Origin of the sequence: Microcystis aeruginosa FD4, assembly GCF_009792235.1 — a bacterium.
GTDB classification, from domain to species: Bacteria; Cyanobacteriota; Cyanobacteriia; order Cyanobacteriales; family Microcystaceae; genus Microcystis; species Microcystis viridis.
Window position 1 is genome coordinate 1,367,868 of the sequence record NZ_CP046973.1, and the last position, 20,590, is coordinate 1,388,457.

Here is a 20,590-nt window from a genome sequence, read left to right on the forward strand (position 1 = left end):
AATCTTTAGGACTAAAAAACTAGGGCAAGTTCTAATTGTTTGATAATTGGATTTTTGCGGGATGAATCAAGGGAATTTTTCTGATCTAAAATAGGATTATTCAGACTTAGCAATATCTCCCTTCCTATTGCCTCCACCACAGGGGGTACAACCGCATTACCAAACTGTTTATAAGCTTGATTATCAGAGACAGGAATAATGAATTTTTCAGGAAATCCCATCAATCTTGCACATTCTCTTGGTGTTAAACGACGGGGATTTTTTCCCTGTTGAGGTATCAAAATTTCGGAACCATCTTTATAATATCTAGCACTCAAAGTTCTGGCAATCCCCTCTAAGTTAACTAATCCATAACCGAAACCATTCCCTTTTTCTTTATGTTTATCAGCATACTTCTGTAAGTAATCCCAGAGATGATCTGTTAAAGTATATTTACTATTAACTTCCCCTTCAAGAATATCTTTAATTTTAGGATGAATATCTGGTATTTCTGGAAACATAAATCGGCTAGGTTTCTCAAACCCAACAATAAAAATTCTTTTTCTGTTCTGGGGAACAAGAGAACGAGCATCTATTACCTGATAATAAATATGATAATTTAAATCCTCTGCTAGGGTATTTTTAATCACTTCAAATGTTTTACCCTTGTCATGACTCTGTAAATTTTTGACATTTTCCAAAATAAATGCTTTCGGTCTTTTTTCTCGAATAATTCTGACAACCTCGAAAAAAAGTGTTCCTTGAGTGGGATGATCAAACCCATGACGAGTACCTAACGCATTGTGTTTAGTTACTCCAGCTATGCTAAAAGGCTGACAGGGAAACCCAGCCGTCAATATATCATGATCTGGTATTGTTAAAGCGGGAATTAAAGTAATATCTCCGTCGGGACTATCGTTAAAATTAGCTTCGTAGGTTTTTCGAGAAAATTTATTCCACTCCGATGAAAAAACACACTGACAACCCAGATTTTCAAAAGCTATTCTAAAGCCCCCAATGCCAGCAAATAAATCAATAAATTTGACCATTTTACCTTAATATTTTCCTAGAAATGATCTTCCCTGATTATAACCAACAAGATAGCTAAAGTACAAGTGAATTAACCACCTTAATCCTGTTTTAATTGTTAAGAGAGATACGACTGATTTTCCTCGTAGATCAAAAGAATTCAGTCGCACCTTTTTGACATTCAAATCAAATCGGGAAAAACTTCGCGCACAGCAGGATGAATTAACCGATGATTGGCGACATTTAACCCCTTAGCGAGGGAAACATCTTGCTCCAAGGCTTTTACCCCATGGTCGGCTAATTTAATAACGTAGGGTAGGGTACTATTATTTAAAGCTTGAGTTGCCGTCCAGGGTACTGCCCCAGGCATATTAGGCACTCCATAATGTACTACTCCCGACTCCAGGTAAGTCGGTTGACTGTGGGAAGTGGCCCGCAGGGTTTCCACGCAGCCGCCTTGGTCCACTGCCACATCGACAATTACGGAACCAGGGCGCATTTTGGCGACTAACGAGCGAGAAACCAGAGTCGGCGCTCGTTTTCCTAAGACTAGCACTGCCCCAATCAATAAATCGGCCCTAGGAACCACATCTTCTACTTGTGCTAGGCTACTATAAAGCAATTCCACCCGGGAACCGAATAAAGTTTCTAAATAGGCCAAGCGCTCGACGTTAATATCTAAAATAGTTACTTTTGCCCCCATACCGACGGCAATTCTGGCCGCTTCCGTACCCACCACACCCCCACCAAGGATAACCACTTGTCCAGGACTCACCCCGGGGAAACCCCCCAGTAAAACTCCCCTACCTCCCTGTTGTTTTTCCAGATAGCGGGCCCCAAATTGTACCGAAAGACGACCAGCAATAACACTCATGGGAGTTAAGAGAGGCAAGCGACCATCGGCAAGCTCGACAGTTTCGTAGGCGATCGCAGTTGTTCCCGACTCAATTAATGCTTCCGTTAAAGAGCGCTCGGCCGCTAGGTGTAAATAGGTGAATAGGAGAGCTTCCTTATTTAAAAAGCCGTATTCTGCCTTAAGCGGCTCTTTTACCTTGACAACTAGCGGTTTATCCCAAACTTGCGCTGCTTTTTCCACAATTTTGGCCCCGGCTTTTTGGTAATCCTCATCGCTGAATCCGGCACCCAATCCGGCGGCCGTTTCCACAAATACCCTGTGACCGCGATCATTGAGTACACGCAAACTACTGGGACTCAAACCGACGCGAAACTCTTGATCTTTAATCTCTTTGGGAACACCTATTTCCATGGTTTGCTTCTGGGGGACTATTTCTCACTAGGGTATGCTGAAAAAGTTTTTCGGTGGGGGTAGGGTGTGGGGTGTGGGGTGTGGGGTGTAGGGTTTTAGCCATTTTCAGGGGAAAAGTCCCTGAATTTTCCCCCGGATCACTCCAAGGGCTAGTACTTATCGAACAATGTTTTTAGATTTATTCAGCCAACCCTATAGTTGCGAGTTATCAGGCATACTATTTGGGAATTTTAGCGACTTTTTTGGTATTCTTCGAGCAAATCGATTAAATCTATCTGACATTTGCTGGGTAACAAATCCGCTAGAGAAACTTGCAGATGACCACCTCCGAGGGTGACTTTTATCTCCCGCAGGATAGACATGACTGCATTCTCGCTTAAACTGTCGTTTTCGAGCAAAGGGAAGACTTTTTCGGCAACGACGCTGTGTAAATGTGCTTCCCGGAGATACAGATGCCATTTAGCCACGTCAATGTAGATATTGTCGCCGATTTGGGCCGCCAGATTTTCGATGTCCTGAGTTGTGTTAGCCATGGGATGTTACCGAGTAGTTAGCGATCGCCGCTAGATAAATCAAATGTCCCACCAATAGGATAGCCCAAATTCCCGTGAACAGATTCAACCAAGTCCAATCGGAAAATTTAATGATATGAAAAAACCACAACCCTGAATTAATCGCTAAAAAACCCGCCACATGAACAGCGAAATTCATGCGATCATCTAAACGTCGGAAAGCGGGATCGTTTTTGCGATCGGGTTGACGTGGCCAACGAGGAGGCATAAGCAGTTATTAGTTATCAACTATCAGTTATCAGTGTACCGGTTTTTTAGCTATCAGCTGATCGCTTTGACTGAAGCTATCTACTCGTAGCGATTTCCACTTCGGGTAAAATTTCTAAAGATAAACGGGTTCTGACAGTGCCAGAAAGACGTTTAAGCAGTTGTGGGCGTAAATCGCGCAGAATATAGATTAATTCGTCTCCGGTGCGCCATTCTTCCCTTTCTGTGACTACCTGTAGGGAATTATCGCGACGCAATAGTAGGGGGAGCAGTTCGCCATTTTCGATTAATTTAGTCAATCTGGTTTGTTGTTCGCTCAAATCATTGCCTTTAAAGATAGTTTTACCCAATTTAATCTGATTATCGTCTAAATACTGATTCCATTCCTTGACCGAAAAACTAGGCAGAAAAACCTGATTAACCTTATTTTTATCTGGGTTGGGGGTTCCCGCAAAGGCAGCCAACACCCGGGGAGGATGAAATTCCTCCCTAGCTCTTTGGGCTAAAACCAGATTAACCTCGCTATTATTAGTCAAAACCAGAAAAGTCCCCATGGATTCGATGCCGGCTTCTTGCAGTATTTTTGTATCAAGTGCGCTACTCTGCAGCACCGTCAAACCCTCTTCTTTTGCTTGCTGACAGGCTGCGGCATCCGTATCGATTAAAACCACGGTTTCCCCTTGTTCTTGGAATAAAGAACCGATTAAGCGACCTAGGGGATTACAACCGACGATTACTGCCCCTGTTGCCGCAGAAGAAGTGATTTTTAGTCCTTTTGCCACCCAACGCGCCGTTAATCCCTGAATAAAAACCGTCATTAAAATTGTTAAAAAGACTAAAGCTTTGATCGCTTCACCGCCATTAATACCGGCACGAGTCAGTAAAATGGCAAATAAAGAAGCTACAGAAGCGGAAACGATTCCCCTAGGGGCAACCCAAGCGATAAATAACTTATGTCGCCAATTTAGGTCACTTTTTAGGGTACACAGAGCCACACTCAGGGGACGCACCACCAGCATCAAGACTAACACCGTCAGGACACTACCCCAACCCAAAGCGATCACACTGGCGATCGAAAGATCCGCCGCTAGTAAAATAAACAGTACCGACACGCAAAGAGTCGTTAATTGACCCTTAAAACGCCTTAATAACCGCTCATCGGGAACTGCCGCCGCTTTTAGCACAATTCCCGCCATTACCACCGCCATTAACCCCGATTCACTGCGACTAAATTGTGATAAACCAAATAATCCCCAGACTCCCGCTAAAACCACGAGATTCTTTAACTCAAAAGTCAGAAAATTGCAAGTTTTTATAATAAAACTTAACAATCCGCCTCCAGCAATGCCGATCGCCGCCCCGATACCTAAACGCAGGGTTAAACCGGTGATAATTTCCATGGGGCGGGAATGACTATCAATAATCGTATTTAGCACCACTACGGCTAAAATTGCGCCCACAGGGTCGATTAATACCCCTTCCCCTTCCAAAAGCGTCGCCACCCGTCGATCTACGGCTACTTGCTTCAGCAAAGGCCCGATCACCGTCGGACCAGTTACCACCACTAAAGAAGCGTAAAGAAATGCGATCGGCCAGGGAAATTCCCCCAACCAGTGGGCTGCCATACCGCCACCCATAAGAGTGATGGAAGTACCGAGGGTGACAAGATTGCGTAAACTGCCAGAAACTCGCCCTAATTCCCGTCCGCTTAAGCTTAAACCGCCTTCAAATAGGATAATCGCCACGGAGAGGGCAACAAGGACTTCTAAGCCAATTCCCAGACTTTGGGGCTGTAAAATTTCCCAACCATCGGACCCTAAAGCAATCCCAAAAATGAGCAGGAAGACAATACTGGGAACTTTCAGGTATTCAGCGATGACTTGGGCTGTAATCCCCGCCACCACAGTGATGACAATTTGCAGGGTAAGGGCGAAAGATGGATCCATGTTTAGCGATCGGTTATCGGCTATCGGTAGTCGAGGCGGGTTTATGATCATCACCCTGCCTTAGTTGTTCCATTCCTAGCTCGATGTCACGTTTTAATACCTCCCGTTGGCGTTGAATTTCCTCAGAGGCTAGTGCTGGATGCTGGATTTTTTGTAGCAGAAACTGTTGTTCTTCGTCAGTTAAGGAAAGGATAATTTGAGCAAGGGAATCAATTAGTTTAGTATTGATTGCAGCAGCTTGACTCATATAGCGTTTACATTTTTTAATAGTCTATTTTTGAATTGGCGATTTATGAGCGGTTGTTTCGACTCTGGCGACTCAAGCTAAAGGAGAGTTTTAAACTCTGCCACTGTCAATCCCGCTTGACGAATGATAGCTCTCAGTGTTCCCTTAGCCACTTCTCGATGGTCAGGGATGGTGATGCGTCGATAGGGATAGGCTTTTTGTCTGAGTATGATATGACTTCCTCGCTGCCGATCTAATTCGTAGCCAATCTTGCCCAGTGCTTTAACCACTTGGCGACCAGCGATAGGAGGAAGTTCACTCATAATTCAACCTCTACCAGTTCCTCAGAAATTGGTGGTGGAATCGGTTCATTGTGCGCTTCTAGGCTTTCTAGATATAAAGCAATTGCTTCCTGAATGTTGGCGAGTAACTCTTCCCGGGTATTGCCTTGAGAAATACAGCCGGGTAGGGAGGGAACTTCAGCCACATAAATGCCATCTTCATCTTGCTCAATTAAGACGCGATATTTCATGGGTTTGTCCTTGCTTTGAATTGATTGGAAGTCAATTATCTTGATCTAGTTTAGCGCGAGTTAGCAATCCCTAGGGATCGCCTCTTATTCCAGAAAACGGGTTTCTTCAAGAAACCCTTTTTCTCTGGCAATTAAGCCTTATCACTGTCTGGCTTTGGCTTTAAGAACCAATGCACCCAAGCCTAACAGTCCCAATCCTAGAACGGCACTAGGATCGGGAACTTTCTGTCCTGTTACGGTTAAGGGAAGAGAAACCCCTTGAGCCGGATCACCAGTGCTGATGGTAATCCAAGCATTTGGGGCAGCCATGGTGTTAAACTGCCGTGCATTTCCAGTTAGAGTTACGGGATTGCCTCCTGAAGTTGTCATTAGATAAGGAGTAAAAGCAGTTGTACCGCCTGTCGGTGACAGCCCCGTTAGTTGGTAGTCTGCCCAGTAAGTTCCTGGCGCGAGAGTAAGACCAGAACCACTGAAATTGGCGGCAATGTTCATCACCGGGCGTTGGGCATTGTTTAACACGCCATTGAAAGTGCGGTAAACGCCAGTCCAGTTGGTAGAGAGCAAAGTGGTGGACGAACCCAGTATATTACTCCCAGCAAGACCGGGGGCATTGTCCCAAATATTAACTGAGATGCCAGTAAAAGGTGAAGTGGGGGGAAACCCATAAGTTGATGTCATGTAAGCCATCACCGATACCGTATCGATCGCCCACAGTCCTGCATTAGAAATGGTAAAGCTTTGTGCCAAGCGGAAACTACCGGTTGCAGTCTGCCCCGCTGTATCCACAGTAGCAGAGGCTTGACTGACATCTGAGCCGTTGAATCCTGCGCCGGGGTTGGTGACGATATCCGTCTGGCTAAATAGAGTGGTTGCCTGTGCGGGCAAGCTAATTACTGTCCCGAGAGTGACAGCAGTGGCCATGCCGATTGTTGTACCAAGAAAATCCGGAAAGGCTTTAAGGGACGGTAGCGGACGGGTAGAGCGGTAAGTCTGGCGATTGCGCCAACTGTACCAGCGAAGACAACACCGATACCAGAGAGGGATTTGAAGGTAGTTGTGGTATTCATTGACAATTTTGGACAAATTATAGCGAAAAGCCTATCACCCCCCCCGATTTTGTCAAGTATCGCTGTTTTCATCGATTTTATCGGGTTTTAAGTCTAGAAAACGGGTTTCTGGAAGAAACCCGTTTTCTAATGTAATCGCGGTGCTATATCATAGACTTATCAAACTTGACAAGTCTTGTCTATGCTTTCAATAGAATACCTAACTGACCAAAACGGACAAACCAAAGCCGTTGTTATTCCGATTGAACTATGGAGACAAGTATTTCCCCAAGAAGATATGTCTTGTGAAGAGTTCACTGAAGCAATAGAAGACTACTGCCTTAACCAAGCCATGGATGAGGCACTAAGGCTTCAGACTTAATCGGGAAACTCCTGAGTCTTGTCAGTAAATCGTCACGCTGCCCGCCCAGATCGGGAAACTAGGATAACAGGATGAGTGATGCACTGTTGAGATTACGGTTCTTCGGTACTTGTTATGCAATCACCAATACCTGACTTGACGCCTAAGGTTTTCAGGATAAGCAAAGAGTCCCCAGTATACTACCTACCGAAGAACCCTGGTTTACTTTAGTTGTGCGCGACTACATTGTCGACAATCTTAGCAATGCCTGTGCTGCTTAACCCACATGGATGAGTTTTTTTGTCAATGCCTAACTCCTATAATTTACGTTCCTCAATTATTGAAGTAATTACCTGACAAAAAAGAGCCGAACCACAGTACAACCAAGCATAAGCTGAGGTTTTAAAGATGAGTCTCTGGCAGAAGAAGCTAATATAAAGAAAAAACATCCCCCATCTTTTGCGGGTAAAGTGGCGAGCAACTGTCATTGATCGCCCCTAACTTGAATTTTCACTCGTTTAAGGGTTTGGTTTATCTGGATCAGAAAGTCGGTGTTTGTTGGCTTCTTCAATGGCTCTCCTTACTTTTTCTCCTCTTATTTCCGATTCTCTTATTCTTTGCCCTAGTTCCTCTGATCCTGGGTAGCTATTCTGAGAAATACTGATAACATTTCGACCTGCTTCTACGGCTAAAAATCCCAGTCCCAAAATCAAGGCAATTCGGACGATAATGCTGTCAATTTTTCGTTTTTCGTGGTCTTTCATAGTTTTAGACCAATTCTAAATTACTGACCAGAAATTTAATCAAGGCGAGCTTCTCTGGAGCGAGCAGTTGAGCAGCGATCGGAATAATATCCGCTGCTTTTGCCTTCTCTAATTCTAAAACCGATTCTACATCTTCTAATTGGGCGGTTAATTCTGCGAGGCTAATATGCAAAAATTTGGCAATTTTGCCAAGATTCTGGCGTTCTGGAGTCGGTAGAACCCTCCCTGTGGCTAATTCCCCCTAGGAAATTAATTTTGCACGACTACTTAGATGCAGAATTAGAAGAATTGCGATCGAAGTTAAAAGAACTGTAAAACTTTGAGATTGTCGAGACCTATTACAGCCTTTCTCATAAAGATGAAGTATAATCTAACTGGGTATCAACGAGCGAAGACTGACTAATGTTAACCGTTTCGGCATTCCATAAAACGAACAACTTGTACCTCATTACTAGGTAAAAATCCCCAAACAATGGCGCTCAAAACCCTTTAATTCTGAAGATAATCCTAAGATTTAGCCCGAAAAAGAGCCAGAAAGGTGAGGATAGCTAGGATGGAAGTGAAAAGCAATTTTGACTCGAAATTATCCCAAGGGATCGATCGCATTTAACGAAACCCTTACCCTAACAGCATAAGACAAGAGAAGGACTTATTAAGGAGAAACCCAGCCATGAAAATCGGCGTAATCAAAGAAAGTGACCAAGGCGAAGCGCGGGTGGCTCTAGTGCCAGATACCGTCGCCCGTTTAGTCAAGGCGGGATTTGAGGTAATTGTCCAAAATACGGCGGGAATTAGTGCCAACTTTGCCGATAGTGCCTATAGTGCCGTGGGAGCCGCCCTGAGCGAAAACAGCGAATATATCTATGAAACTGCCGATATTATGCTCAAAGTCGTCCCTCCTAGCGATAGCGAGATCGATCGCCTCAAAAATGGTGGTATCCTCATCGGCTTTCTCGATCCCCTGCGTCAACCCCGGCGCATTGCCAAATTAGCCGAGCGCGGGATTACAGCTTTGAGCATGGAATTAATTCCCCGCAGTAGTCGCGCCCAGAGCATGGATGCCCTCTCCTCTCAGGCTAACCTCGCCGGTTACAAAGCGGTACTCCTCGCCGCCGTGCAGCTGCCGAAAATGTTCCCGATGATGACTACCGCCGCCGGTACGATCGCCCCAGCCAAAGTGCTGGTATTGGGGGCAGGAGTTGCCGGATTGCAAGCTTGCGCCACCGCCCGCCGTTTGGGGGCAGTGGTGGAGGCTTTTGATATTCGTCCCCAAGTCAAAGAAGAAGTGCAGAGTGTCGGGGCGAAATTTATTGAAATGCCCCTAGAAGAAGATACCGTCGCCGATAACGGTTACGCCAAAGAGGTTTCTCTTAGCACACAGGAGCGCATTTGTCAAGCCCTAGCCGAACCCATTAAGCGGGCTGATGTGGTGATCACCACCGCCCAAGTACCGGGGAAACAGGCCCCGCTGCTAGTCACCAAAGAAATGATCGCCACCATGAAAGCGGGGTCGGTAATCGTTGATTTAGCGGCGGAACAGGGCGGAAATTGCGCCTACACCCAACCGGGACGAGAAATCATCGAAAATGGGGTAAAAATCGTCGGAGCCGTTAATCTTCCTGCCACAGTGGCCACCAATGCCAGCCAGATGTACGCCAAAAACCTGCAAATGCTGCTACAGCTTTTAGTCAGCAAAGACGGCAGTTTAAACCTCGATTTTGCCGATGACATCATTGATAGTGCCTGTGTCACCCACGCCGGCGAAATCCGCAACCAACGCATTAAATCCGCCCTCAGTGAACAGTTATCCGCTTTTTAGCTATCAGGAGTCGGTCGTCAGGAGGCAGAAGGCACTTTATTCTCCCCACACCCCACACCCCACACCCCACACCCCACACCCCACACCCCACACCCCACTTCCCCAATCCCCCATCCCCCCACTTCCCTATCCCCTATTTCTTTAACCAATGACTGCCCAACTTTTAACCGCTTTAGTGGTATTTGTCCTCGCTTCCTTTGTCGGTTTCGAGGTGATCAATAAAGTCCCTCCCACTCTCCATACACCCCTGATGTCGGGAGCGAATGCAATTTCCGGTATCGCCGTTGTCGGTGCGCTCCTCATCGCCGGAGGCACGGATTGGCACGAATTAACCGTAATTTTAGGGTTAATTGCCGTTATTTTGGCGATGGTTAACGTGGTCGGTGGTTTTGTCGTTACCGATCGAATGCTGCAAATGTTCAAGAAAAAAGAGGCTAAATCATGAATAATGCCCTGATCACAGGGATCGAGTTATCCTATCTACTCGCCGCCATTTTATTTATCATCGGTCTTAAACAATTATCTTCCCCCGCTACCGCCCGTCAAGGCAATTTTCTGGCTGCCATCGGGATGCTAATCGCCATTATTGCCACCTTAATCAATCAAGAAATCCTCAGCTATGGTTTAATCGCCGTGGCGTTGGTGATTGGCTCAATTATCGGCTTAGTTTCGGCGCAAAAAGTCCCGATGACAGCTATGCCCCAAATGGTGGGGATTTTTAACGGTTTAGGCGGTGCTGCCAGCGCTTTAATTGCCATTGGCGAATACTGGCGTTTACTGCAAAGTGGTGAAAATATTGCCTTTGACTCGATACTGATCGCTATTTTGGGTGTATTGATCGGTGGTGTCACTTTTACCGGCAGTGTCCTCGCTTTTGCCAAATTACAGGAATTAATCAGTGGCGCACCCGTAACTTTTCCTTTCCAGCAACCCTTTAACATTCTCTTGCTACTCACCTTTTTAGGGGGTAGTGTCTATCTCTTTTTCGATCCTACCTCGATCGATGTTTTCCTGACCTTGGTGGCACTTTCCCTAATTTTCGGGGCTTTATTCGTGCTTCCCATCGGCGGCGGCGATATGCCCGTGGTTATCTCCCTTTTAAACTCTTTTTCGGGACTTGCCGCCAGCGTAGTCGGTTTTATCCTGATGAATAGTATGTTGATCATCGCCGGTGCTTTGGTGGGTGCGTCGGGGATTATCCTGACTCAGATTATGTGTAAAGCCATGAATCGATCGCTGGCCAGTGTACTATTTGGGGCATTTGGTACGGGTGCTAGTGCCGGAGGCGAAGCGAGCGCCACTTCTAGCCTTGATAAATCGGTTCATGCGATCGATTCAGAAGAAGGGGCCATGATGCTCGGTTATGCGCGTTCTGTGGTGATTGTACCCGGTTACGGCATGGCAGTGGCCCAAGCACAACACGCAGTGCGAGAATTGGCTGAACAGTTGGAAAAAAATGGCGTTGAGGTGAAATATGCTATTCACCCCGTGGCGGGAAGAATGCCCGGCCACATGAATGTATTATTGGCCGAAGCTAATGTTCCCTATCCGCAACTCTACGATATGGATGATATTAATCCTGAGTTTGAGCGCGTCGATGTGGCGTTAATTATTGGGGCGAATGATGTGGTTAATCCCGCTGCCCGTCACGATAAGGCTAGTCCAATTTATGGAATGCCGATTCTCGACGTGGATAAGGCACAGCACACGATCGTGATTAAGCGGAGTATGCGATCGGGTTTTGCCGGGGTAGAAAACGAATTATTCTACAATCCCAAAACCTTTATGCTCTTTGGTAGCGCTCAAGATGTGGTAGCACAATTAGTATCACAAGTCAAGGATTTGTCATAATTCTTAACAAATAGGACGGGGTGAAAACCCCGTCTTTTTTTTGTGTGATTTTTCAGAGTGTGAATTTAATTTTGTACAACTAACTAGGGTATGCAGCAAAAAGTTTCTCGTGGGGGTAGGGTGTGGGGTGTGGGGTGTAGGGTGTAGGGTTTTACCAATTTTCATCTGGTCAATTACCTAATTTTCAGAGAAAAAGTCCCTGAATTTTCCCCCCGATCCCCGCAATGGCTGGCACTTTTTGAGGGTAAAAAAGTCTAAAAGTCCTATCCAACAAGGTTTTTAGATTTATTCAGCAGACCCTAACTAGGGTTTGCAGCAAAAAGTACGGGCGAAGCATTCGGTTAGAAAATCTACGATTTCACCGATAGGTTATTGCCCGAATGCTTCGCCCCTACAGGACGCGGGCCGATGAAGACGCAAGGGTTTGAACGACGATTGTCTCAAAATCTTGCACCTGTTTCGCGAGAAAAGACCCAAAACCCTTACCTTGCCTACATTTCACATTTATTCAGCCAGCCCTACCTACTTAAAGATAATCCAGAACTAATTCCCCTTTGGCGACTTTTTCGGTAATTAAAGTTCTGACTAACTCTAATTCTTCCAGGGTCACTTTACCATCAGACCTCATAGCTAGGGTGATTCTTTCCCTTTCCCCTTGAGTGATCACGCCATCAACACTAGCCTGTTCGATAATAGCTCGCAACTTTTCTAGTTCCTGTTGTTCTTCGGCGCTTAATTCTGCTTGATTAGGACGAGATATTTCCATAAAAATTTCTCCTTGAGTGATCAACACAAATTTTCGATAATTTTTTTCTAAAGTATTAGAACCCCTGGCAGTTATCCCCGGTCAGCATCAGCAATCAGGGACAATGATTTTAGCAAGAGCTAGAACTTGATTCTTGACAGGGAGCCACTAAACCTGAATAGATGATAACTGATAGAGCTTACAGTATAGTGATTAATAGAAGCAATTTGCAAAGAATTATCGAGATAAAGAATGGATATTCGATCGACTGACACCTCGCTCCTTACTTGGACAGGAGATACTTTAGCCCTAGGGTTACCAGAAGGAGCCATCGAGATTGCAGGAGAATTGGCAGAATTAAACGATAAATTGGGGGGAAACCTAGGGGATCTCATCTCCGAGACGGAATTCGAGGGAAAATTAGGCAGCAGTGCGGCGACTCGTCTAGGTGGTGGTGGTCCGATTCGCAAATTAATCCTGGTGGGATTAGGAAAAACTACTGATTTCGACCTGCAAACCCTGCGTCTAGCGGCCGCTGCCATCGCTCGTCTGGCCAAACAACAAAAAAGCCAAGCTCTGGCCATCAGTTTACCGGTAGTTGGCGATCGATCCGCTACTGCGGTCGCAATCACGGAAGGGCTGCTGCTGGCCACTCATCAGGATACCCGCTTCAAGTCCACTAAGGAGGAAAAAGGAGCCAAATTAGAAACCGTCGAGTTATTGGGTTTAGGAGAGCAAGCATCAGCGATCGCCAAAGCCGAGCAAATCTGTTCTGGAGTGATTCTGGCCAGAGAATTAGTCAATGCTCCCGCTAACACCGTCACCCCCCTAACCATGGCAGCAACTGCCGAGCAAATTGCCGCCGAATACGGATTAAGTCTCAAAATTCTAGAACAGGAAGAATGCGAAAGCTTGGGAATGGGAGCCTTCTTAGGAGTGGCCAAAGCCTCGGATATTCCCCCAAAATTCCTTCATTTAATCTATAAACCCCAAGGAACCCCGAAACGTAAACTAGCAATCGTCGGCAAAAGTTTAACCTTTGATTCCGGCGGTTTGAATATTAAAGGGGCCGGCAGCGGCATCGAAACCATGAAAATGGATATGGGAGGTGGTGCCGCCACCCTAGGCGCAGCCAAGGCGATCGCCCAATTACGTCCAGAAGTGGAAGTACATTTTATCTGTCCGGCTACAGAAAATATGATTAGTGGTCGCGCTATGCACCCCGGGGACATTTTAACCGCTTCTAATGGCAAAACTATTGAAGTCAATAACACCGATGCCGAGGGACGATTAACCCTAGCTGATGGCTTGGTTTTTGCGGAAAAATTAGAGGTGGATGCGATCGTGGATCTAGCCACTTTAACCGGGGCCTGTGTCGTCGCTTTGGGGGACGATATCGCCGGTTTATGGAGCAGCGATGAGAGTCTCGCTGATCAAATCCAAGAGGCCGCTAAATTGGCTGGCGAAAAATTCTGGCCAATGCCTCTAGAAGAAAAATATTTCGAGGGGATGAAGTCTCAAATTGCCGATATGAAAAACACCGGCCCGCGCCCCGGCGGTTCCATTACAGCCGCTTTATTTTTGAAGCAATTCATTAATAATACTCCCTGGCTCCACCTAGATATCGCAGGACCCGTCTGGTCAGATAAGGAAAATGGAGTGAATAATTCTGGGGCCACCGGTTTTCCCGTCCGCACTCTAGTTAATTGGGTAATGGCCAATAATTAGGGTTTGCGGCAAAAAGTTTTTCGGTGGGGGTAGGGTGTGGGGTGTGGGGTGTGGGGTGTGGGGTTTTACCAGTTTTGAGGTGGCCAATTACCTAATTTTCAGGGAAAAAGTGCCTAAATTTCCCCCCGATCACTGCCATATCCAGTACTTTTTAAGTTCCAAAAGGTCTAAAAGTCTTACCCAACAAGGTTTTTAGCTTTATTCAGCAAACCCTAATTAAGTTATCGGTGAGCGGTAAGCGGTATTAGATGAGGAGTATTTTCACTGATTACTGTTTACTGTTTACTGATCACTGAAAAAGCTCCCCAATCCCTGACCCCTATTCCCCGATAACTGATAACTGCTAGACTAATTGGGTGATGCTTGCAAGATTAATAAAACCAGTGTCGAGATTAGAATGCAGGGACTTTTAGGAAAACTTTGGCGCGCGATCAAAAACTTTTTTACCCGACTTTTGGGGGGACAAGGGGGGAAGGGGAGAGTACAAGCGATCGAATCTGTTCCCCTAACCGATACAGATTACGAGTTTCTCTATATGCAGTTACTCGATGGAGTGGCCCACGGTTGGCACGAAGGCAGAATTCTGAAATTTTTTGAGAAATTGGGCGATCGAGGTCGGCAAAAAGATTGGGTAGAATGGTTAGAGCGTTTTGGAACCCGTCTGCAATCCTCCCCTTCCCTTAATCAACTTCTCGCCACCAGAATGATTCGTTTAGGAGAATTAGCTCGCGCTTTCCCCGGGATTGAACGTATTGGTGAAGCTTCCTACGAGATCGGTTATCAACTCTACACCAAAGAAACTGTCACTTTAATCTGGGAATACGCCGGCGACGATGAGGCCCCGGGTAGTTATTCCCTGCCGCAACCCCCAGAAAATCTCTTATATTCGGGTGAAACTAGCGATTTTAACGGTAATGACCCGGAAAATCCCCAATTAGAAACCCTCACCCTCGAGGAATTATTTAACCGTCTGCAAAACGATCCTACCCTAGCGGGCCAAATGGCCGAACAATTCGGCATCGAAAATAAGGACGCAGAAAGCATTATTGATAGTCTCATCGCTCAATTTTCCTCACAGGAAGGCAAAATCCCTGAAACTGCCGAAGATTGGTTTAATCAGGGCTTAGAACAGGCAAATTTAGGCAATTGGTCAAATGCGATCGCTGATTGGGAACAGGCCTTGAAGATCGATCCCCAATTAGCCTCGGCCTGGCATAATCGGGGTAGTGCCTTAGCCATGGTCGGTAACTACGAAGAAGCTTTAAATAGTTATGATCGCGCCCTAGAAATCACCCCCAACGATCACCAAATCATTAACGCTAGAGGCAGCGCCCTATACGGACTGCAACGTTGGCAAGAGGCTTTAGAATGTTGGCAACAGGTGCTAGAAGCGGAAGATAATTTTTATCAAGCTTGGTACAATCGCGGCAGTACCCTAGAAAATTTAGGCGAAAAAGAAGAAGCGATCGCCTGTTATCAAAAAGCTTTAGGGATTGCGCCGGATTTTGAGCTTGCCCAAACCCGTCTAGAGGCTTTACTAGGGCAAAAACCGCCCGAAGACGACGGTAATCCCCCCGACTGATTCAATCTGAACTTGAGCAGTCAACAGCCTATAATGAGGGGAGGATAGAGAATAATTTTAATCAATCAGGCCCAGCAATGAGTATAAAAAGCAAACCTCCTTCACAATCTCGCCTGATCGGTAATGTTTTATTAGCCGTAGGCGGCTTATTTCTGATTGTTAACCTTCTTTTCCCGCAATTATTTGGTCCTAGCGTCCCCAAAGTTCCCTATAGTCTTTTTATCGACCAAGTGGAAGATGGTAACGTCGCTAGGGTATCCGTGGGACAGAATGAGATTCGTTATCAGCTTAAAAACGACCAAGAGGGCAACTACGGACGAATTTTCAGCACTACACCGATTTTTGACCTAGAATTGCCCAAACGTCTAGAAGCCAAGGGCGTAGAATTCGCCGCCGCACCACCGCCAAAAAATGGCTGGATTGGTAGTGTTCTTAGTTGGGTGATTCCTCCCCTGATTTTTGTTGGTATTTGGCAATTTTTCCTCGCTCGCAGCGGTGGCGGTGGTCCAGCCGGGGCTTTATCGATTACCAAAAGTCGCGCTAAAGTCTATGTGGAAGGAGATACCACCAAAACCACTTTTAAAGATGTGGCCGGTGTGGAAGAAGCGAAAACCGAATTGGCCGAAATCGTCGAATTTCTCAAATATCCCCAACGTTACATTCAAATCGGGGCGCGGATTCCCAAGGGTGTCCTCTTAGTCGGTCCGCCGGGGACAGGAAAAACCCTGCTGGCAAAAGCAGTAGCGGGAGAAGCGGGAGTTTCTTTTTTTAGTATCTCGGGTTCGGAATTCGTGGAACTCTTTGTCGGTGCAGGTGCAGCCCGAGTGCGAGATCTGTTTGAACAGGCCAAGAAAAAAGCCCCCTGTATTATTTTTATCGATGAATTAGACGCGATCGGTAAATCTCGCGCTAACGGTAATTTTATGGGGGGTAACGATGAACGGGAACAGACTTTAAACCAATTATTGACGGAAATGGACGGTTTTAACGCTGGCGATGCGACGGTGATCGTTCTAGCCGCTACTAATCGCCCCGAAACTCTTGATACCGCCCTTTTACGCCCCGGCCGTTTTGATCGTCAAGTGTTAGTTGATCGCCCCGATCTGGCTGGACGCTTAAAAATCCTCGAAATCTACGCAGGTAAGGTAAAATTAGGATCGGGTGTGGATTTAAAACAGATTGCTACCCGTACCCCCGGTTTTGCTGGTGCTGACTTAGCTAATCTAGTCAATGAGGCGGCTTTATTGGCAGCGCGCAATCAACGCAGCACCGTCGCCCAAGAGGACTTTAATGAGGCAATCGAGCGGGTAGTGGCCGGTTTAGAGAAGAAAAGCCGGGTTCTCTCGGAAAAAGAGAAGAAAATCGTCGCTTATCACGAAGTTGGTCACGCTCTCGTCGGTGCAGTTATGCCGGGGGGTGGTAAAGTTGCCAAGATTTCGATCGTGCCTCGCGGCATGGCAGCCCTCGGTTATACCCTGCAAATGCCCACGGAAGACCGTTTCCTTATGGATGATACGGAATTACGCGACCAAATTGCTACTCTTTTAGGTGGTCGGGCTGCCGAAGAAATTGTCTTTGGTAGTATTACTACTGGGGCCGCTAATGACCTGCAGCGGGCGACGGATTTGGCCGAACGCATGGTGACGACCTATGGTATGAGTAAGACCCTCGGTCCCCTGGCCTACGAAAAAGGTCAACAGAATAGTTTTCTGGGAGATGGCATGATCAATCCCCGGCGCTTGGTGAGCGATGATACGGCCAAGGCGATCGATAATGAAGTGAAAGAGATTGTCGAAAATGGTCATCAGCAGGCCCTGGATATTCTCGCTCAAAATCGCGATTTACTCGAAGAAATTGCCCAAGAAATCCTCAGTAAAGAGGTGATCGAAGGGGAACAATTGCAGGCCCTGCTCGATCGCGTTAAACCCCTTGATCGAGAACCTGTTACTGTTTAGATTGATTTGATTTTTACCTGACCCCATCTTTGTTGAAGATGGGGTTTCTCATCTAGAAATTTTGACCTTTAAGAGGGATTGGGGCTGAATATTGAGGAGATAATCCAGAAAAGTCTTGGCGATCACCGATAGTTTTTTATCCTTGGGATAAACCACATACCAATGGCGTTGGATGGGAAAATCTTGCACGTCAAGGATGGTAAATTCCCCATTGGGATGATCTAAATTTAAGACGTGCTGAGACAGAACTGAAATTCCTAAACCACCAGCGATCGCTTGTTTAATGGCTTCATTATTGCCGATTTCCAAACGCAGAGATACGGTGATGCCATGGTCGAGAAAAATTTGCTGTACTGCCCGTCTAATTCCCGATCCCATTTCCCGCATAATAAAAGGTTCCCCTTGCAGTCGTTTAATCGGAATTTTTTTCTGTCCTGCTAGGGGGTGATCTTTGCGGGCAATAACCACGAGGGGATTTTCCAGAAACGGTTGAATCTCCAGGTTTAGCTCTTGGGGGGGTTCGCTTAAAATATATAGGTCATCAACATTATTGATCATCCTTGTTTCTAGGTCTTGGTGATTGGTCAATTCTAGGGACACATCTACCCCTTGGTACTGTTGACAAAAAGGACCTAGGATCTGAGGGATTAAATATTGGGCTGTGGATACCGCCGCTAAACGCAGTTTACCCTGTTTAATGCCCTTGATATCGGCGATCGCCATCTCAAAGTTATCAAGATCCTTGAGGACTGCCTGACAGGTTACTAATAAACTGCGTCCGGCCTCGGTTAAATACAAACGTTTGCCTATCTGTTCAAATAAGGGTAAACCCACTGATTTAGTCAGTTGTTTCATCTGGGTGGAAACGGTGGGTTGGGTGATCGATAGTTCTTCAGCAGCCCTGGTGAAACTGCCATGACGAGCGGTTGCTTCAAAGACGATCAGTTGATGTAAAGTGGCGTGAATCAAGAGAGGCCTCTAGAGAGCTACACTTCTGTTACTGCCTTGAGGAGCTTTGCTAAACAGAAGCAGGAATGGAGGGGAACGAGTGAAAACCTCCCCACCCCGCTTATATCATAGGTTTAAATCAATACTTTTGTAAAGATATATCGATTTAAACTCAATTTACAAAAATTTGCTTGTCAAGATATCCGTTCTAGTATAGATTTATAACAATCGATCTTTAAAAACCATAAAGTTTTGTCTATCAAGGCTGGTCTGTCAACCGCCAGCTTTGTTATGGCCACAAATCCTTTGCTCAGTTGGATTATCATGGAAATAACCAATCGTATTCATTTTGACAATTTGCGGGGCGATATCTTCGGTGGTCTCACAGCTGCCGTCGTTTCTCTCCCTCTAGCTCTCGCTTTCGGGGTAGCTTCTGGGGCTGGGGCGATCGCTGGCTTGTACGGTGCTGTCTGCGTGGGTTTTTTTGCTGCCCTTTTTGGTGGCACCCCCACGTTAATTTCGGAACCAACGGGGCCGATGACGGTGGTAATGACGGCGGTTGTGGCCAGTTTAACCGCTAAAAATCCCGAATTAGGCCTACCCATGGCCTTTACGGTAGTCATGTTAGCGGGCATTTTCCAGATTCTGTTCGGTATCTTCAAAATGGGTAAATACATTACCCTGATGCCCTACAGCGTTATTTCTGGCTTTATGTCCGGGATCGGGGTAATCCTGATTATTCTGCAAATTCCGCCGTTTTTAGGGCAAGCCGCTCCCAAAGGAGGGGTTTTAGGCACAGTGCAGAAAATCCCGGAACTACTCTCTAATATCAATCCCCCTGAAGCCATTCTGGGGGCGATCACCTTGGCGATCATCTTCCTGATGCCCTCGAAATTCAAGCGTTTTGTCCCCCCTCAGTTATTAGCTTTGGTGATAGGAACTCTTATTTCGCTGTTTTTCTTCCAAGGTGCTGAAATTCGCCGGATTGGGGATATTCCCGTGGGTTTACCCACTCTGCAAATGCCCACCTTTAGTGCTGCCCAAATGATCACGATGTTGGTGGATGGGGCAGTTTTAGGGATGTTGGGTTGTATTGATACCCTATTAACGGCGGTAATTGCCGATAGTTTGACCCGTACCGAACACAAATCGAATAAAGAATTGATCGGTCAAGGTATTGGTAACTTAGTATCAGGAATCTGTGGCGGTTTACCCGGTGCAGGGGCCACGATGGGAACTGTCGTCAATATTCAAACCGGTGCGACCACTGCCCTTTCTGGCATTACTCGCGCTTTAATTTTATTAGTCGTCGTTCTCTGGGCTGCTGGTTTAACTAAGAGTATCCCCATGGCGGTATTAGCGGGGATTGCCCTAAAAGTGGGGATCGATATTCTCGACTGGAGTTTCCTGAAACGCTCCCACAAGATTTCTCTGAAAGGGACGCTAATCATGTACGGTGTACTGTTATTAACAGTATTCGTCGATCTGATCGTTGCTGTGGGTGTGGGGGTCTTTATTGCTAATATTCTCACCATTGATCGCCTCAGTGAACTGCAAGCGCAGGAAGTGAAAACGATCACCGATAACGATGACGAGATTCTCCTAAGTCCAGAAGAAAAACGGTTGCTCAACCAAGCTAACGGTCGCATCATCCTATTTTATCTCAGTGGTCCGATGATCTTTGGAGTCTCGAAAGCGATCGCCAGGGAACACACAGCCATGAAGGAAGCGGATGTTTTAATCGTGGACTTGAGTGATGTGCCTTTGTTAGGGGTGACAGCTTCTTTAGCGATCGAAAATGCTATTAAAGATGCGATCGATAAAGGTTTACAAGTCTTTATCGTTGGTGCCACCAGCAAAATCCAGCATCGTTTGGAACGTCTCGGCATTTTAGCCCAACTCCCCCCCGATCATGTGCTAATGGACAGAACCATCGCCCTACAACAAGCGGTAACTTTTGTCAAGACCCATCCTCACCAAGAACCAGAGGATTTTGAGGTTAATCAAGGGGTTTACCCGACATAAATTTAACC

At 46.2% G+C, this 20,590-nt stretch carries 24 protein-coding genes; 9 read left to right on the forward strand and 15 right to left on the reverse strand.

Going from position 1 to position 20,590, the window contains the following annotated elements:
- Positions 1 to 11 precede the first annotated feature (11 nt).
- The 11 genes from dcm to GQR42_RS28440 all read right to left on the reverse strand — a co-directional run bounded on the left by dcm (position 12) and on the right by GQR42_RS28440 (position 6,825).
- Positions 12 to 1,028, reverse strand: coding sequence for a DNA (cytosine-5-)-methyltransferase (dcm, locus tag GQR42_RS06980; protein ID WP_158199411.1), 1,017 nt, complete (start codon positions 1,026 to 1,028; stop codon positions 12 to 14).
- 161 nt (positions 1,029 to 1,189) lie between these two features.
- A complete protein-coding gene (gene ald, locus GQR42_RS06985; RefSeq protein WP_158199412.1) occupies positions 1,190 to 2,275 on the reverse strand; it encodes an alanine dehydrogenase in 1,086 nt (361 codons plus the stop codon).
- On the reverse strand, positions 2,247 to 2,378 hold the full coding sequence (locus GQR42_RS29445) for a hypothetical protein (RefSeq protein WP_257792621.1): 132 nt from the start codon (positions 2,376 to 2,378) through the stop codon (positions 2,247 to 2,249). The genes ald and GQR42_RS29445 overlap by 29 nt, the downstream gene beginning before the upstream one ends.
- A 127-nt stretch (positions 2,379 to 2,505) precedes the next feature.
- Positions 2,506 to 2,808 (reverse strand): DUF3181 family protein, encoded by a 303-nt coding sequence (locus GQR42_RS06990; RefSeq protein ID WP_002761852.1) that lies wholly within the window; start codon positions 2,806 to 2,808, stop codon positions 2,506 to 2,508.
- Positions 2,801 to 3,055 carry a hypothetical protein gene (locus tag GQR42_RS06995; protein WP_158199413.1) on the reverse strand — a complete coding sequence of 85 codons (255 nt, stop codon included), beginning with the start codon at positions 3,053 to 3,055 and terminating at the stop codon, positions 2,801 to 2,803. Before GQR42_RS06995 ends, GQR42_RS06990 begins: the two co-directional genes overlap by 8 nt.
- Positions 3,056 to 3,131: 76 nt before the next feature.
- On the reverse strand, positions 3,132 to 5,000 hold the full coding sequence (locus tag GQR42_RS07000) for a cation:proton antiporter (RefSeq protein WP_158199414.1): 1,869 nt from the start codon (positions 4,998 to 5,000) through the stop codon (positions 3,132 to 3,134).
- A 13-nt stretch (positions 5,001 to 5,013) separates the two neighbouring features.
- Positions 5,014 to 5,247, reverse strand: a complete 234-nt coding sequence (locus GQR42_RS07005; protein ID WP_158199415.1) for a hypothetical protein — start codon at positions 5,245 to 5,247, stop codon at positions 5,014 to 5,016.
- 77 nt (positions 5,248 to 5,324) lie between these two features.
- Positions 5,325 to 5,549 carry a type II toxin-antitoxin system HicA family toxin gene (locus tag GQR42_RS07010; protein ID WP_158199416.1) on the reverse strand — a complete coding sequence of 75 codons (225 nt, stop codon included), beginning with the start codon at positions 5,547 to 5,549 and terminating at the stop codon, positions 5,325 to 5,327.
- Positions 5,546 to 5,758 (reverse strand): type II toxin-antitoxin system HicB family antitoxin, encoded by a 213-nt coding sequence (locus GQR42_RS07015; RefSeq protein WP_149973724.1) that lies wholly within the window; start codon positions 5,756 to 5,758, stop codon positions 5,546 to 5,548. The genes GQR42_RS07010 and GQR42_RS07015 overlap by 4 nt, the downstream gene beginning before the upstream one ends.
- Before the next feature lie 141 nt (positions 5,759 to 5,899).
- Positions 5,900 to 6,679, reverse strand: coding sequence for a PEP-CTERM sorting domain-containing protein (locus tag GQR42_RS07020; protein ID WP_233271303.1), 780 nt, complete (start codon positions 6,677 to 6,679; stop codon positions 5,900 to 5,902).
- Positions 6,649 to 6,825 carry a hypothetical protein gene (locus GQR42_RS28440; protein WP_233271304.1) on the reverse strand — a complete coding sequence of 59 codons (177 nt, stop codon included), beginning with the start codon at positions 6,823 to 6,825 and terminating at the stop codon, positions 6,649 to 6,651. The genes GQR42_RS07020 and GQR42_RS28440 overlap by 31 nt, the downstream gene beginning before the upstream one ends.
- A gap of 181 nt (positions 6,826 to 7,006) precedes the next feature.
- Here GQR42_RS28440 and GQR42_RS07030 point away from each other — a divergent pair, with 181 nt between their 5' ends.
- On the forward strand, positions 7,007 to 7,186 hold the full coding sequence (locus tag GQR42_RS07030; protein WP_158199417.1) for a hypothetical protein: 180 nt from the start codon (positions 7,007 to 7,009) through the stop codon (positions 7,184 to 7,186).
- Between the two features lie 497 nt (positions 7,187 to 7,683).
- Here the strand turns inward: GQR42_RS07030 and GQR42_RS07035 are convergent, their stop codons facing one another.
- Together GQR42_RS07035 and GQR42_RS07040 are read right to left on the reverse strand one after the other, a co-directional pair.
- Positions 7,684 to 7,929 (reverse strand): hypothetical protein, encoded by a 246-nt coding sequence (locus tag GQR42_RS07035; RefSeq protein ID WP_158199418.1) that lies wholly within the window; start codon positions 7,927 to 7,929, stop codon positions 7,684 to 7,686.
- A 4-nt stretch (positions 7,930 to 7,933) separates the two neighbouring features.
- A complete protein-coding gene (locus tag GQR42_RS07040; RefSeq protein WP_158199419.1) occupies positions 7,934 to 8,101 on the reverse strand; it encodes a hypothetical protein in 168 nt (55 codons plus the stop codon).
- Positions 8,102 to 8,599: 498 nt separating this feature from the next.
- On the opposite strand from GQR42_RS07040, the gene GQR42_RS07045 reads away from it, so the two are divergent.
- The 4 genes from GQR42_RS07045 to GQR42_RS07060 are packed head-to-tail and all read left to right on the forward strand — an operon-like array spanning position 8,600 to position 11,599.
- The gene (locus GQR42_RS07045; RefSeq protein WP_158199420.1) at positions 8,600 to 9,748 is read left to right on the forward strand and encodes a Re/Si-specific NAD(P)(+) transhydrogenase subunit alpha; all 1,149 of its coding nucleotides are present in this window, start codon (positions 8,600 to 8,602) and stop codon (positions 9,746 to 9,748) included.
- On the forward strand, positions 9,726 to 9,893 hold the full coding sequence (locus GQR42_RS07050; RefSeq protein WP_158199421.1) for a hypothetical protein: 168 nt from the start codon (positions 9,726 to 9,728) through the stop codon (positions 9,891 to 9,893). The genes GQR42_RS07045 and GQR42_RS07050 overlap by 23 nt, the downstream gene beginning before the upstream one ends.
- A gap of 3 nt (positions 9,894 to 9,896) precedes the next feature.
- Positions 9,897 to 10,193, forward strand: a complete 297-nt coding sequence (locus GQR42_RS07055) for an NAD(P) transhydrogenase subunit alpha (RefSeq protein WP_002733247.1) — start codon at positions 9,897 to 9,899, stop codon at positions 10,191 to 10,193.
- Complete coding sequence (locus GQR42_RS07060) at positions 10,190 to 11,599, forward strand: NAD(P)(+) transhydrogenase (Re/Si-specific) subunit beta (protein WP_061431468.1); 1,410 nt, start codon at positions 10,190 to 10,192, stop codon at positions 11,597 to 11,599. The genes GQR42_RS07055 and GQR42_RS07060 overlap by 4 nt, the downstream gene beginning before the upstream one ends.
- 526 nt (positions 11,600 to 12,125) lie before the next feature.
- On the opposite strand, the gene GQR42_RS07065 is transcribed toward GQR42_RS07060, so the two are convergent.
- On the reverse strand, positions 12,126 to 12,365 hold the full coding sequence (locus tag GQR42_RS07065; RefSeq protein WP_158199422.1) for a hypothetical protein: 240 nt from the start codon (positions 12,363 to 12,365) through the stop codon (positions 12,126 to 12,128).
- 231 nt (positions 12,366 to 12,596) lie between these two features.
- On the opposite strand from GQR42_RS07065, the gene GQR42_RS07070 reads away from it, so the two are divergent.
- The 3 genes from GQR42_RS07070 to ftsH4 all read left to right on the forward strand — a co-directional run bounded on the left by GQR42_RS07070 (position 12,597) and on the right by ftsH4 (position 17,609).
- Positions 12,597 to 14,072, forward strand: a complete 1,476-nt coding sequence (locus GQR42_RS07070; RefSeq protein WP_158199423.1) for a leucyl aminopeptidase — start codon at positions 12,597 to 12,599, stop codon at positions 14,070 to 14,072.
- Positions 14,073 to 14,469: 397 nt separating this feature from the next.
- Complete coding sequence (locus GQR42_RS07075) at positions 14,470 to 15,654, forward strand: tetratricopeptide repeat protein (RefSeq protein WP_158199424.1); 1,185 nt, start codon at positions 14,470 to 14,472, stop codon at positions 15,652 to 15,654.
- A gap of 77 nt (positions 15,655 to 15,731) precedes the next feature.
- Complete coding sequence (ftsH4, locus tag GQR42_RS07080) at positions 15,732 to 17,609, forward strand: ATP-dependent zinc metalloprotease FtsH4 (RefSeq protein ID WP_158199425.1); 1,878 nt, start codon at positions 15,732 to 15,734, stop codon at positions 17,607 to 17,609.
- Between the two features lie 48 nt (positions 17,610 to 17,657).
- On the opposite strand, the gene GQR42_RS07085 is transcribed toward ftsH4, so the two are convergent.
- The gene (locus GQR42_RS07085; RefSeq protein ID WP_158199426.1) at positions 17,658 to 18,578 is read right to left on the reverse strand and encodes a LysR family transcriptional regulator; all 921 of its coding nucleotides are present in this window, start codon (positions 18,576 to 18,578) and stop codon (positions 17,658 to 17,660) included.
- Between the two features lie 303 nt (positions 18,579 to 18,881).
- On the opposite strand from GQR42_RS07085, the gene bicA reads away from it, so the two are divergent.
- Complete coding sequence (gene bicA / locus GQR42_RS07090; protein ID WP_158202416.1) at positions 18,882 to 20,582, forward strand: bicarbonate transporter BicA; 1,701 nt, start codon at positions 18,882 to 18,884, stop codon at positions 20,580 to 20,582.
- The last annotated feature ends 8 nt before the right edge of the window (positions 20,583 to 20,590 follow it).